Origin of the sequence: Plantibacter lichenum (assembly GCF_050587525.1) — a bacterium.
GTDB lineage: Bacteria > Actinomycetota > Actinomycetes > Actinomycetales > Microbacteriaceae > Plantibacter.
The window spans coordinates 197,357-210,334 of the sequence record NZ_JBOBFT010000005.1 but is presented as its reverse complement, the minus strand read 5'-3'; the positions used below and the strand labels follow the sequence as shown (position 1 = coordinate 210,334).

Below are 12,978 nucleotides of genomic sequence, written 5' to 3'. Positions count from 1 at the left end.
GGCGGGCTCAGCGCACGAGGGGAAGTGCCCGTTGACTCGCAAACAACTTTGCGTTACAAAGTAGACATGAACAACACCCCAGCAGGCGCGGAACCGTTCGGACCGCTCGACCCGCGCGAGCCAGGCGACCCGCGCGACCAGGCCGATGCTGCCGAATCGATCGATCCGGCCGCGATGCTCGCGCTCTCCGAACGGCAGGCCCGCCGCGTCGACGACCTGTTCTTCCGTCCCACCGTGACGATCGTCTTCATCTGGGGCGTCGCGTGGTTCGTCGGCTTCCTCGTCCTCTGGTCCGCGTCCTCCGGGAATCCCTGGTTCCAGACGCCGGTCGTTCCGGCCGGGATCGTGTTCGCGGCGCTCATGATCGGCGGCGTCGTGTCCTCAGCGATCATCGGATCCAGGACCGGCCACGGCATCCAGGGACCGCAGCAGGTGCAGGGCGCGATGTACGGCTTCGGCTGGGCCATCGGATCGACCGCCGCGGCCGTGTTCGGGGGAGCGATGTTCGCCAACGGCATGTCCGGCGAACTCGCGGCGATCTTCTACCCGGCCGTCTACAGCCTCGTCGTCGGCCTCCTGTACCTCGCCGGCGGGGCGATCTGGCAGGACCGCACGATGTACGCGGTCGGCGTCTGGATCGTCGTCGTCGGGGTCGTCGCGCCGTACTTCGGCCAACCCCTGAACGAACTCGTGATGGCCCTCGCGGGCGGCGGCGGATTCCTCGTCTACGGAGTGATCCTGGTCCTTGCCCGCAAGCGCCGGGTGCCGGGAACGGTGCGCGGCTCCGGCTCCGGCCACCGCCCTCGTCAGGCGAGGGCCTGATGGACGAACTCGACCCCGTCATCCACGCCCAGGCGCGGCTCCGCATCATGTCGAGCCTCGCTGCGCTCGACGCGGACAGCAGCATCTCCTTCCCACGATTGCAGGAGGTCCTCGACATGACCGCCGGCAACCTGTCCACCCACCTCCGCAAGCTGGAGGACGCCGAGTACGTCACCGTGACGAAGACGCACAAAGGCCGGACGCCCATCACCTATCTCGAACTGAGCCGATCCGGTCGGCGCGCGTTCGAGGACTACATGGACCGCCTGCGGGCGCTCCTCGGAGGAGTCTCCTCATGACCGTTCTCGCCACCCTCGACCACGTCACCCGTCGCTACGGTCCGTTGACCGCCGTCGACGACGTCTCGCTCGACATCCACGACGGCACCATCCTCGGCCTCCTCGGCCCGAACGGCGCCGGGAAATCGACCATCATCTCCCTTCTGCAGGGGCTGCGACGTCCGACATCGGGCACCGTCCGGCTGTTCGGCGGCAACCCGTCCGATGCCGTCACGAGGCAGCGGCTCGGCAGCACGCCGCAGGAGACTGCGCTCCCGGAACCGTTGCGGGTGGGGGAGGTCATCGACTTCGTCGGCGGCCACTTCGCCGACCGCGTCCCGACCGCGGAACTCGCCGGTTCGTTCGGCCTCGACACGATGCTGCGGCGGCAGACGGGCTCGCTCTCGGGCGGCCAGAAGCGCCGACTCGCGGTCGCCCTCGCCTTCGTGGGGCGGCCGAAGCTCGTCCTCCTCGACGAGCCGACGACGGGCCTCGACGTCGACGCCCGCCGCACCCTGTGGGACGCGTTGCGCGTCCAGCACGAGGCCGGAGCGACCGTCGTCATCACGAGCCACTACCTCGAGGAGATCGAGGCGCTCGCGGAACGCGTGGTCGTCGTCGGCTCCGGGCGGGTGCTCGCGGACGATTCGCTGCAGGGCGTCCTCTCCCGCGTCGGAATGCACTGGGTCCGGCTGGAAGCGAGCGACGCCGACGCCGATGCGATCGCGCGGCTCGACGAGGTCGTCCGCCACGAGCGGCAGGACGCCCGACACGTCTTCCATGTGCACGACTCGGACCAGTTCATCCGCGCACTCGTCGGGTCCGGGATCTCGTTCCGCGACCTCACGGTCCGCGGCGCGACGCTCGAAGAGGCGTTCCTGTCGTTGACGGACCAGACGACGACCATCGATGCGGCGCAGACCACGGACGAGGTACCGACCACGATGGAGACGGCACGATGACCACGCACCAGCTCGGCACGCACGGCACGCACGCGGCGGCCGGGGGCACGACGAAGCGACCGTCGATCCTCCGACTCGCCCGGCTCCACGCGAAGTACTCGCTCATCGAGACGTTCCGCATCCCGATCGCCGTCATCGGCTCGCTCGTCTTCCCCGCGCTCGCACTCCTGTTCTTCGTCGTCCCGCAGCGGGCCGTGGCAGACGACCCGCTGTTCGCCACGCAGGCGGTCATCTCGCTGAGCGTCTTCGCGATCCTCGCCAACTCCCTCTTCAGCTTCGGCCTGACGATCGCCGAGAACCGCGAGAAGCCGTGGGACCCGTACCTGCGCACGCTGCCGGCCCCCGGCATCGCACGAGTCCTCGCCCAGGTGTCGTCGACCGGCCTCATGGGCTTCGTCTCGATCCTGCCCGTCATCATCGTCGGCGGCGTCGCGACGGCTGCGACGGCATCGCCCCTGCACATCCTCGCCGGACTCGGCGCGCTCGCCGTGAGCGCGCTCCCGTTCATGTTCATCGGAATCTGCATCGGGTACGCGATGCCGGCGAAAGCGGCGATCGCGGTCGTCCAGGTGGTCATGTTCGGGCTCGCCTTCGGCGGCGGGCTGTTCCTGCCGCCTCAGCTGTTCGCGCCCTGGCTCGACGTCTTCTCCCGGTTCCTGCCATCGCGCCAGGCCCGTGAATTCGTGGTCTGGGCCGTGCAGGGCGGCGAGCTGCCCTGGTGGTCCTGGGTCGGCATCGTCGTCTGGACCGTCGTGATGCTCGCGCTCGCACTGGTGCTCTTCCGCCGCGACGAGGGCCGCCGCTACCGGTAGGCGTGCATTCTGTCCACGCCGGTGCCGGAGCCTCTCCGTCCCAGCCCCTGAGCCTGTCCGTCCCGGTCCCTGAGCCTCTCCGTCCCGGTGCCTGAGCCTGTCGAAGGGCGTCCACCCGTCCACAGGCTCTGGGACCGGTCCTGCGTTCGGGGACCGGTGCCCGCCGCCGGCCGCCGGCCTCCGACGTCACACGGCGAAACGTGACGTGCTCTCGATCGAGCGCGGTCGTACGCTGACGGGACGCCGTCGCCGGACGGCCGCAGACGGCAGGAGAACGCAGTGTCCAGCATCGATGACGGGAGCACGACCGACCGGGCGATCCACTCGCCCGAGCGGAAGGCGGCGCCCTGGTGCACTCGGGCGTTCCGCGCTGCCGAGCCCCGCCTCGGAGGGATCTGATGGCCGCTCCCGTCGTCTTCGGGACCGGCCGCATCACCGTCTCCGACCTCGTCGGCATCGCACGTGACCGGCGGACGGTCGTGCTCGACGTCGTCGCACTCGAACGCATCGGCGCTGCGCGAGCCATCGTCGAACGGCACCTCGTCGCCGGCGTCCCGGTGTCCGGGCTCAATCGCGAGTTCGGCGCGCCGCGCGACACGCATCTGACGACCGAGGACGTCGCGGCGTTCCAGACGCGCATCATCCGCGACCACCTCGGCGGCGTCGGTGTGCCCATGCCCGTCGAATCCGTGCGGGCGATGATCGCAGCGCGGCTCGCGGGCTGGAGTCGCGGCGGCGCCGGCATCCGCGTCGAGACGGCCGTCTTCTACGCAGAACTGCTCAATCGACACGTCGTCCCGGTCGTCCCGACCACCGGATCGGTGGGGGACGGCGATCTGACGCAGCTCGCAGCCGTCGCGGCGGTCGCGATCGGCGAGGGTCACGCGTTCGTCGACGGCGAGATCGTTCCCGGTTCCGAAGCGCTCAGCCGGGCGGGCCTCGTCCCGCTGCAGCCGCAGGCGCACGAAGGCCTGACGCTCGTCGGCCACAACTCGTACTCCCTCGGCGTCGGCGCGCTCGCCCTCAACGATCTGGACCTCCTCGCGCGAGCCGCCGATGCCGCCGCCGCGCTGTCCTTCCAGGCACTCGCCGCGCTCGGAGCGGGCGGCAACCCCGGCCCGTTCTCCGCGGCCCTGCTCGCCAACAGCCCGTCCGACGGCGCCAAGGCGAGCGGCGAACGCATCCGCGCTCTGCTCGACGGAGGCGTGTCGCGCCCGGAGGTCACGGTGCAGGACCCGCTCGCGTTCCGAACCGCTCCGCAGGTCAACGGATCGTTCGTCGACGTCCTCGCCCAGGCGATGAGTCTCATCGAGGACACCCTCGCCGTCGCGAGCGAGAACCCGCTCGTCGATGCGGAGACGGCCTCCATCTACTCGGGCGGCCTCTTCCACATCGTCCCCGTCGCGACGGCCCTCGACTCGGTGCGCGCCGTCATCGCGCAGGTCGCCACGTCGAGCGAACGTCGTCTGGCCGCCGTATCCGACGCGAACGCCGTACGCCGGAGGAACGGGACCACGCGCGTTCCCTCACTGCTCTGGTACGCGTCGACCGACCTCGTCGCGGAACTGCGTGTGCTCGCGACACCCGTCTCCACGGGAGGGGCGGCGCTGTCGGGCGGCACCGAGAACGTGGCGACCTTCGCCGCGACCGCGCTCCGGCTCCTCTGGCGCGCCGCCGCCCTGCTCGGCGACGTCATCGCCATCGAGGCGCTCGTCGCGGTCGACGCACTCGGGGTGCTCGACGAAGAGGACGTGGATCTGGATGGGGCTGTCGGTGCGGCCGGTGCTGCCGGTGCTGCCGGTGAGGGCGCCGGTGATGTTTCGGAACCGCGCGATGACAGCGCCCCCGTCGGTGGACAGGATCACGGCTCGTCGACGGCGCCTGGCTCGGGCGCCGGCGGCCGGAAGCAGCTCGGCCCGCTGTCACAGCCGCTGCGAGCGCGTCTCGAGGTCGTCATCGACTCCGGCGAACGTGGCCAGGAGTTCGTCGACGCCGCCCGCGCCGCCCTCGAGGCGTAGGCCGCGAGCGGATCGCGCCCGGCACCCCGTACCTCTCCAGCGGGCCCACACCGTCCTGTCTGTTCACAACTCAGGAGCGCCTCGGCGCGTCACGCGTCCGGCACCCGTGGAATGCCGCGACACGCCGGAACGCTCCTGAGTTGTGAACGCACTCGGTTGAGTTCGGCCGGGTTCGGTGGTGATTGGCGAGCCCGGGCGCTCGTGCTGTTCGCCGTGAGCGAACGCGCGATTCGCCGTCGCCGAGCGGCCGATGCGGATGCCGCCGCGGAGCGGAATCCTGCGCGGATCGGCGCTTTCTAGCCGGATCGACGGGCATCCTAGGCCGCTCGCCCACGTCGCCGCCCCGGAAACGCCGGGAATTCTCTACCACCACATCTGGTTCCCTAGCCGGGTATTGCGTTCTGTGTCGAGGGGGGTGACGGATGTCGGTGGGCTGCGGTAGCGTCGGAAAACCGATGACGAGACGTTCAACGAGCCGCAATCGCGGACCCGTTGCGATCGGACCGCAGCTGCGGACCGGACGGACCAGACGTTTTCGCAAGAGAAGAGGCTTCGGTCAGGCATGATCTCCTTCGAACACGTCAGCAAGCGGTTCGACGACGGCACCCTCGCCGTCGACGACTTCTCACTGCAGATCCCGTCCCGCTCCACGACCGTCTTCGTCGGTTCGTCCGGCTGCGGCAAGACCACCCTGCTCCGGATGATCAACCGCATGGTCGATCCGACGGACGGCCGCATCGTCATCGACGATGAGGACGTCGCAGCGCTCGAGCCCGTGAAGCTGCGTCGCCGCATCGGCTACGTCATGCAGAACTCCGGGCTCCTCCCGCACCGGACGGTCATCGACAACGTCGCGACCGTGCCGATGCTCACGGGCGTCAAGAAGCAGCAGGCCAGAGCGGACGCGCTGACCCTGCTCGACACGGTCGGCCTCGACCGCTCGCTCGCGAACCGCTACCCGAGCCAGCTCTCGGGCGGGCAGCAGCAGCGCGTCGGTGTGGCCCGCGGTCTCGCCGTCGACCCCAACATCCTCCTGATGGACGAACCGTTCGGCGCCGTCGACCCACTCGTGCGTGCGGAACTGCAGCGCGAGCTTATCCGGCTGCAGCACACGATCGCGAAGACGATCGTGTTCGTGACCCACGACATCGACGAAGCCTTCCTCCTCGGCGACCAGGTCGTCATCCTGCAGAAGGGCGGCCACATCGCCCAGGTGGGCAGCCCGGCCGAGATCGTGGCGAACCCCGTCAACGACTTCGTCGCCCAATTCATCGGCGCCGATCGCGGTCAGCGCACGCTCCACGTGGAGCGGGTCGACGGACGCGATGTCGTCGTCGACGAAGGAGGCCGCCCGGCCGGCGTCCTGTCGCCAGAGGACCGCCCATGAGCTGGGTCATCAGCAACTGGTCGATGATCTGGGACCTCACGCTCACGCACGTGAGTCTCAGCATCCCGCCCATCGTGCTCGGTTTCATCATCTCCCTGCCGCTCGGGTGGCTCGCGCACCGCTACAAGCTCACCCGCGGCGCACTGCTGACGATCAGCGGCATCCTCTACGCGATCCCGTCGCTGCCGCTCTTCGTCATCATGCCGTCCATCATCGGCACGCAGATCCTCGATCCTGCGAACGTCGTGGTCGCCCTCACGATCTACGCCATCGCGCTCCTCGTGCGGACGATCGCGGATGCGCTCGACGCGGTCGACGCCGGCACCCGCCAGTCCGCGCAGGCGGTCGGCTTCTCGGCCTGGCAGCGGTTCTGGCGGGTGGAGTTCCCGCTGGCAGGTCCGCTCATGCTCGCCGGTGTGCGCGTCGTCTCGGCGAGCACGATCAGCCTCCTGAGCGTCGGCGCCCTCGTCGGCGTCACGAACCTCGGCTACCTCTTCACCGACGGCTACGCCCGCCAGTTCCCTACGGAGATCATCACCGGCATCGTCGGCACGGTCCTCATCGCGGTCGTGTTCGATGTCATCCTCGTGGTCCTCGGCAGGCTGCTCATGCCGTGGACGCGCATCTCGTCCAAGCGGGCCATCCGCCGCCGACGTGAGGCGGCGATGGCATGAACAACTTCATCGGCGCATTCCTCTGGATCTTCGACCCCGCTCACTGGAGCGGCGCGAACGGCATCCCCGTACGTGTGGCGGAACACCTCGGTGTCACCGCGCTCACGGTCGTCATCGCGTGCGTCATCGCCATTCCGCTCGGCCTCCTCATCGGGCACACCGGCAAGGGCCGAGAGGTCGCCGTATCCATCACTGGCGCCCTCCGCGCACTGCCGACCCTCGGTCTGCTCTCGCTCCTCGCCCTCGTCACGCTCGGGTGGGGATTCGCGTCGACGAGCCTCGTGCCAGCCATCACCGCCCTCGTCGTCCTCGCCATCCCACCGGTCCTCGCCGGTGCGTACGGGGGAGTGGAGGCGATCGACAAGCAGACCGTCGATGCCGCGAGAGCGGTCGGCATGAACGAGTGGCAGATCCTCGGCAAGGTCGAGATCCCGCTCGCGCTGCCCCTCATCATCGGCGGGATCCGTTCCGCCGTACTGCAGACGATCGCGACGGCGACGGTCGCCGCGTTCCTCATCAACGGTCCGGGCCTCGGGCGCTACATCCTCGACGGCCTCCCCGTCCGCGACTACGCCAAGATGCTCGCCGGCTCCATCCTCATCGTGGCGCTCGCGCTCATCCTCGAGGGCGTGTTCGCGCTCATCCAGCGCGCGGTCATCCCGCGGGGCGTCGCCGCGACCCACACGACCATCGATGAGACGAGGTCGAAGCACAACTCCGCCGGAGAGGCGAAAGCCGCTTCGGACCAGGCCGCCGCGGAGGCAGCGGTCATGGTCGAGATCACAGCAAGCCGAACGGACTAGCGCTCCGAACTGCCGGGGGCGCCTCGCCCGCATGAGCTGACAAGCCCGGCGAGTCCACCCCAGCACGACCCACAGACTCAACACCGCACCAGCACCACAGCCCAAGAGAAAAGGACACACCATGTTCACTGCATCACGAGGACGCCGGCTCGCCGCCGGTCTGGCCGCAACCGCGGCCGTTGCGCTCGCCCTGAGCGCCTGCTCGTCGAGCGACCCCACCGGTGGCTCCACGAGCGCGTCCGACACCATCACTGTCGGCTCGGCCGCCTTCCCCGAGTCCGAGATCATCGCCCAGATCTACATCCAGGCGCTGGAAGCGAACGACGTCAAGGTCAAGTCGAGCCTCAACATCGGTGCACGCGACGTCTACATCGCGGCACTGAAGGACGGCTCGATCGACCTCATCCCCGAGTACAGCGGCAACCTGCTGCAGTTCCTCGACGCTTCGTCCACCGCGAAGTCGAGCGATGAAGTCCTGAAGGCGCTGCCCGACGCCCTGCCGAAGGGCTTCTCCGTCCTCGACCAGTCCAAGGCGGAGGACAAGGACTCCTACAACGTCACGAAGGAGTTCAGCGAGAAGAACAAGGTCACGAGCCTTGAAGACCTTGCTGCGCTGAACATCCCGCTCGCGATCGGCGGCCAGCCGGAACTCGCCGAGCGTCCGTACGGACCCAAGGGCCTCACCGAGGTCTACGGCGTTCCGGCCGACAAGCTGAGCTTCGTCCCGATCAGCGATGGCGGCGGCGCACAGACCACCGCAGCGCTCCTCGACGGCACCGTCCAGCTCGCCGACATCTTCTCGACGACCCCGTCGATCAAGGACAACGGCTTCGTCACGCTGAAGGACCCGAAGAACCTGATCCTCCCGCAGAACATCCTGCCGCTCATCAACACCGACAAGGCTTCCGACAAGGTCAAGGAGGTCCTCAACAAGGTCTCCGGCGCCCTGACGACGGAAGACCTCATCGGTCTGAACGCACGGAACCAGGGCGACGAGAAGGCCGCCCCGGCGACCCTCGCGGCGGACTGGCTCAAGGAGAAGAACCTCTTCAAGTAAGCGGTCCTGTCCCTCGGGGACGCTGAAGGCCCGATTCGACTCGTTCGAATCGGGCCTTCGCACTGTCTTGCGAGTCATAACTCCTTCGATCTCGACATCGTGCGGGATCCGAACCGCGGAATCCGGGCTTTCTGGAGGTTTGCTGAACCAGATTCGAAGGAGTTGTGCTCGTCGGAGTCAGGTCTCTGCGTCAGGTGAGCGGCGGTGAGCATAACTCCTTCGATCCGAGCCGTGTCGGATCGGTGATCCGCGGAATTCCGGGAAATCGGGGGACGGCGATGTCGAAATCGAAGGAGTTGTGCGTGACGGGAGCGGTTCGACGGGGTCGGGGTGGGCAGATGAACGGAAGCTGTGTGTTCGCAGATGACGAAACCGAGTGCCTCTGGGATGCGTTTTCCGTAGCGTAGGAGCATGACGACTCCACAGGTCCCCACTCTCGCTCTCAACTCCGGCCACACGATCCCGCAGCTCGGCTTCGGCGTCTTCCTCGTGGACCCGGAGGCGACCGAGCGCATCGTCTCGGACGCACTCGAACTCGGTTACCGCCACATCGACACCGCCGCGATCTACGGCAACGAGGAAGGCGTCGGACGCGCGATCGCGAAATCCGGCATCCCGCGCGACGAGCTCTTCATCACGACCAAGCTGTGGAACGGCGACCAGGGCACCGAGTCCGCGCACGCCGCCATCGACACGAGTCTCGAGAAGCTCGGCCTCGACTCCGTCGACCTCTACCTCATCCACTGGCCCGTTCCCGGCCAGGACAGGTTCCTCGAGAGCTGGCTCGCGCTGGAACAGATCGCCGCGGCCGGCAAGGCGCGCTCCATCGGCGTCTCGAACTTCCTCGTCGAGCACCTCGAACGCATCATCGCCGGCAGCGACACGGTCCCCGCGGTCAACCAGATCGAACTGCACCCCGCATACCAGCAGCGCGACGTCACCGAGTTCGGCCGTGCGAACGGCATCCTCACGGAAGCCTGGGGCCCGCTCGGACAGGGCAAGTACCCACTCCTCGAGGAATCCGTGATCACGGCAGCTGCCGAGGCCCACGGCAAGTCGCCAGCCCAGGTGGTCCTGCGCTGGCACCTGCAGAACGGCACGATCGTCTTCCCCAAGTCGAACAGTCGCGAGCGCATCGCGGAGAACATCGACGTCTTCGACTTCGAGCTGAGCGATGCCGAGGTCGCCGCGATCACGGCGCTCGAGCGCGGCGGTCGCGTCGGGGGTCACCCGCTCGACGTGAAGTAGTCGGGGACGGCTGCGTCGCTCCGATCCGGACGACGCGCCGCACACCCGATTCACAGTCATCGGCCGGTATCACGGGGAATGCCCCGGGTACCGGCCGATGTTGATAGCGTCGTGAGTGTGACGTCGAACGCAGAGAACCCAGCAGATTTCCGGCAGGCCTGGACCACCTGGCACGAGGCCAGACTCCGGGTCGTGGGTGCGCCCCACGGCCTCGCATCGCTCGCCTACACGCACTGGCTCACGCCGGACGCTGAGGCCTACGAGGGGGCGCCCGGCATCTGGCGCGCCGATGACACGGGCATCGTGGGCGAGAACCTCGCGGGCGACGGCCTCACGACGCTCGACGGCGCCGAGATCCTGAGCGATCGCGTCGAACTCGTGCACGGCGACGAGCTGCGCTTCGGCGACATCCTCCTCCGCGGCATGGAACGCGACGGCGCCTTCGCGCTCCGTGTGCTCGACCCTTCGGCGCCCGGCCGCACGACCTTCCACGGCATCAGCGCATACGAGCCGGATCCGGCCTGGGTGCGTCAGGCGCGCTTCGTCCCGTCCGGCGGCGGAACGGTCGAGACGACGTCGATCGACGGCCACGTCTCCACTGACATCCCCGTCGGCACTGTGCAGCTCGACCTCGACGGTGAAGCGGTCGCGTTCGACGTGACGGGAGGCCCGAGCGGTCTCTGGGCGGTCCTGGCGGACGGCACGAGCGGCACGGAATCGTATCGATTCCGCTTCATCAGCCTTCCCGCTCCCGCAGCGGATGGATCGGTCGTCGTCGACTTCAACCGCCTCTACCTGCCGCCGTGCGCGTTCAGCGACCACTACGTGTGCCCGCTGCCCGCCGCCAACAACCGGCTCAGCACGCCCATCACGGCCGGCGAGCGGTTCCCCGTCCTGAACGCGTAACGGCGGGGCCGACGGACCGAGGAGCGACGATGGGCGAACGACTCCGCGATGCGGTGAGTCCGTACCTGCGAGCGCACGCGGACAACCCCGTCGATTGGTACCCGTGGGGCGAGGCCGCGTTCGCCGAGGCAGCTCGTCGCGGTGTCCCCGTGCTCGTGTCGATCGGCTACTCGACGTGCCACTGGTGCCACGTCATGTCGCGTGAATCGTTCTCCGATCCGGCGATCGCTGCGATCCTCGACGACGGATTCGTCGCGGTGAAGGTCGATCGTGAGGAGCACCCGGAGGTCGACGCGAGCTACCTGGCGGCCGCGAGCGCGTTCACGGGCAACCTCGGCTGGCCGCTCAACGTCTTCACGACGCCGGACGGCAAGCCGTTCTACGCCGGCACCTACTCGCCGCCCGTCCCGCTGCAGGGGCATCCGTCGTTCCGCCAGGTGCTCGCTGCGGTGACCGAGGCGTGGACCGATCGGCGCGACGACGTCCTGGAGAGCGCCGCGGGGCTCGCCTCGGCACTCGCGAGTGCGACGGGGACCTCCGCGGGCAAGCTGCCCGATCGGGCGGCGCTCGATGCAGCCGTCGCTTCCCTCGAACGGCTCGAGGATCCCACGTATGGCGGATTCGGGACCGCGCCGAAGTTCCCGATCGCACCGGTTCTCGGGTTCCTGGTGACGCCCCTTCCGGAGCCGAGTGCAGAGCAGGCGGGACCACCACGAGGCGCGTCTCCGGCCGAATCGCTCGCCTTGCGGACGCTCCGCACGATGGGTGCGTCGGCGCTGCGGGATCCCGTCGAGGGCGGCTTCTTCCGCTACAGCGTGCAGCAGGACTGGTCGGAGCCGCACTACGAGCGGATGCTGTACGACAACGCGCTGCTCCTCGACGCCTACACGCGTGCGTGGACGATCCACCCGCAGTCCTGGGCATCACTCGTCGCTGAGGGGGTCGCCGACTTCCTGACGGTCGTCCTGCAGCAGCCGAGCGGTGGTTTCGCCTCCGCGCAGGACTCGGAGAGCACGATCGACGGTGAACGCTCAGAGGGCGGCTACTACCGGCTCGACCGCTTCGAGCGCGCACGGCAGACGCCTCCCGCTACGGACCGCAAGGTGCTGACGGGGTGGAACGGGCTCGCGATCGAAGCGCTCGCGCGGGCGGGCTTCGTCTTCGACCGTCCCGAATGGATCGAGGCGGCGAGGTGGGCGGCCGACGCGATCGTCGGCACACACCTGCTCGCGGACGGCACGCTCATCCGGGCATCGCTCGAGGAACGTCTGTCGGACGCATCCGCCGCTCTCGAGGACTATGGGATGCTCGCGAGCGGACTCCTGGAACTCGCGTCCGTGACGGGGGAGCCGGAGTACGCGCGGGTCGGACGGCGACTCGTCGACGAGTGCATGGTGGGTGGCGGCACCGCTGGTGGAGCTGCCGGTGATGCGGGAGATGCGAATGCCGATGGTGCTGCCGGTGCTGCCGACGCTGCCGGTGCTGCCGACGCCGGGCCGCGGTTCGCGCTGCCGGGCGGCGGTGACCGCGTGCTCGCGGCGCAGGGCCTCCGCATCGACGTCGACCCGTCCGAGGGGGCCTACCCGTCCGGACCGACCTCGCTCGCGACGGCCGCGCATCGCCTGTTCCTCCTGACGGGCGATCGGCGATACCACGATGCCGCGTCGGTCGTCGTCGCCGCGGTCGCCGATCGCGCGCTCGCCCAGCCCACCGCTTTCGGGGCGACGCTCGCCCTCGCCGCGCGACTCGTGGCCGAGCCGACCCAGCTCGTCGTGGTGACGCCGGACGCCGAGCCGACGCTCGCCGTCCGCGCTCTCGTCGACGCCGTGCGGACCCGTCGTGACGACGTCGTCGCCGTCGTCACGGAGGCGCAGGCTGCCGCGTGGGCCGAGGCCGGCTTCGAGCTCTTGGCCGGTCGGACGAGTCGCGATGGTCTCGCAACGGCGTACGTGTGCCGTGACTTCGTCTGTCGGCTCCCCACCACCGAGGTGGCCGCCCTCGCGGGGTGAGC

12 protein-coding genes are annotated in these 12,978 nt (G+C 69.0%); all 12 read left to right on the top strand.

Features of this window, described 5'->3' with window-relative positions:
* The first annotated feature begins 66 nt into the window (after nucleotides 1-66).
* The 12 genes from ACQ3HB_RS09135 (at nucleotide 67) to ACQ3HB_RS09080 (ending at nucleotide 12,976) form a co-directional block, all read left to right on the top strand.
* Entirely contained in the window at nucleotides 67-822 is a 756-nt protein-coding gene (locus ACQ3HB_RS09135; RefSeq protein WP_430919667.1) for a hypothetical protein, read from the top strand.
* On the top strand, nucleotides 822-1,121 hold the full coding sequence (locus tag ACQ3HB_RS09130) for a transcriptional regulator (RefSeq protein WP_430919665.1): 300 nt from the start codon (nucleotides 822-824) through the stop codon (nucleotides 1,119-1,121). The genes ACQ3HB_RS09135 and ACQ3HB_RS09130 overlap by 1 nt, the downstream gene beginning before the upstream one ends.
* Nucleotides 1,118-2,062, top strand: coding sequence for an ABC transporter ATP-binding protein (locus ACQ3HB_RS09125; RefSeq protein WP_430919663.1), 945 nt, complete (start codon nucleotides 1,118-1,120; stop codon nucleotides 2,060-2,062). The genes ACQ3HB_RS09130 and ACQ3HB_RS09125 overlap by 4 nt, the downstream gene beginning before the upstream one ends.
* The gene (locus tag ACQ3HB_RS09120) at nucleotides 2,059-2,874 is read left to right on the top strand and encodes an ABC transporter permease (RefSeq protein ID WP_430919661.1); all 816 of its coding nucleotides are present in this window, start codon (nucleotides 2,059-2,061) and stop codon (nucleotides 2,872-2,874) included. The genes ACQ3HB_RS09125 and ACQ3HB_RS09120 overlap by 4 nt, the downstream gene beginning before the upstream one ends.
* 398 nt (nucleotides 2,875-3,272) lie before the next feature.
* Nucleotides 3,273-4,892 (top strand): aromatic amino acid ammonia-lyase, encoded by a 1,620-nt coding sequence (locus ACQ3HB_RS09115; protein WP_430919659.1) that lies wholly within the window; start codon nucleotides 3,273-3,275, stop codon nucleotides 4,890-4,892.
* Nucleotides 4,893-5,454: 562 nt separating this feature from the next.
* Nucleotides 5,455-6,279, top strand: coding sequence for an ABC transporter ATP-binding protein (locus tag ACQ3HB_RS09110; protein ID WP_430919657.1), 825 nt, complete (start codon nucleotides 5,455-5,457; stop codon nucleotides 6,277-6,279).
* Nucleotides 6,276-6,953: an ABC transporter permease gene (locus tag ACQ3HB_RS09105; RefSeq protein ID WP_430919655.1), complete on the top strand. Its 678-nt coding sequence runs from the start codon at nucleotides 6,276-6,278 to the stop codon at nucleotides 6,951-6,953. The genes ACQ3HB_RS09110 and ACQ3HB_RS09105 overlap by 4 nt, the downstream gene beginning before the upstream one ends.
* A complete protein-coding gene (locus ACQ3HB_RS09100) occupies nucleotides 6,950-7,756 on the top strand; it encodes an ABC transporter permease (protein ID WP_430919653.1) in 807 nt (268 codons plus the stop codon). The genes ACQ3HB_RS09105 and ACQ3HB_RS09100 overlap by 4 nt, the downstream gene beginning before the upstream one ends.
* A 121-nt stretch (nucleotides 7,757-7,877) precedes the next feature.
* Nucleotides 7,878-8,813, top strand: coding sequence for an ABC transporter substrate-binding protein (locus ACQ3HB_RS09095; protein ID WP_430919651.1), 936 nt, complete (start codon nucleotides 7,878-7,880; stop codon nucleotides 8,811-8,813).
* Nucleotides 8,814-9,224: 411 nt separating this feature from the next.
* Nucleotides 9,225-10,061: an aldo/keto reductase gene (locus ACQ3HB_RS09090; protein ID WP_430919649.1), complete on the top strand. Its 837-nt coding sequence runs from the start codon at nucleotides 9,225-9,227 to the stop codon at nucleotides 10,059-10,061.
* 117 nt (nucleotides 10,062-10,178) lie between these two features.
* Nucleotides 10,179-10,967 (top strand): DUF1684 domain-containing protein, encoded by a 789-nt coding sequence (locus tag ACQ3HB_RS09085; RefSeq protein WP_430919647.1) that lies wholly within the window; start codon nucleotides 10,179-10,181, stop codon nucleotides 10,965-10,967.
* A gap of 29 nt (nucleotides 10,968-10,996) precedes the next feature.
* The gene (locus ACQ3HB_RS09080) at nucleotides 10,997-12,976 is read left to right on the top strand and encodes a thioredoxin domain-containing protein (RefSeq protein WP_430919645.1); all 1,980 of its coding nucleotides are present in this window, start codon (nucleotides 10,997-10,999) and stop codon (nucleotides 12,974-12,976) included.
* Nucleotides 12,977-12,978 lie beyond the last annotated feature (2 nt).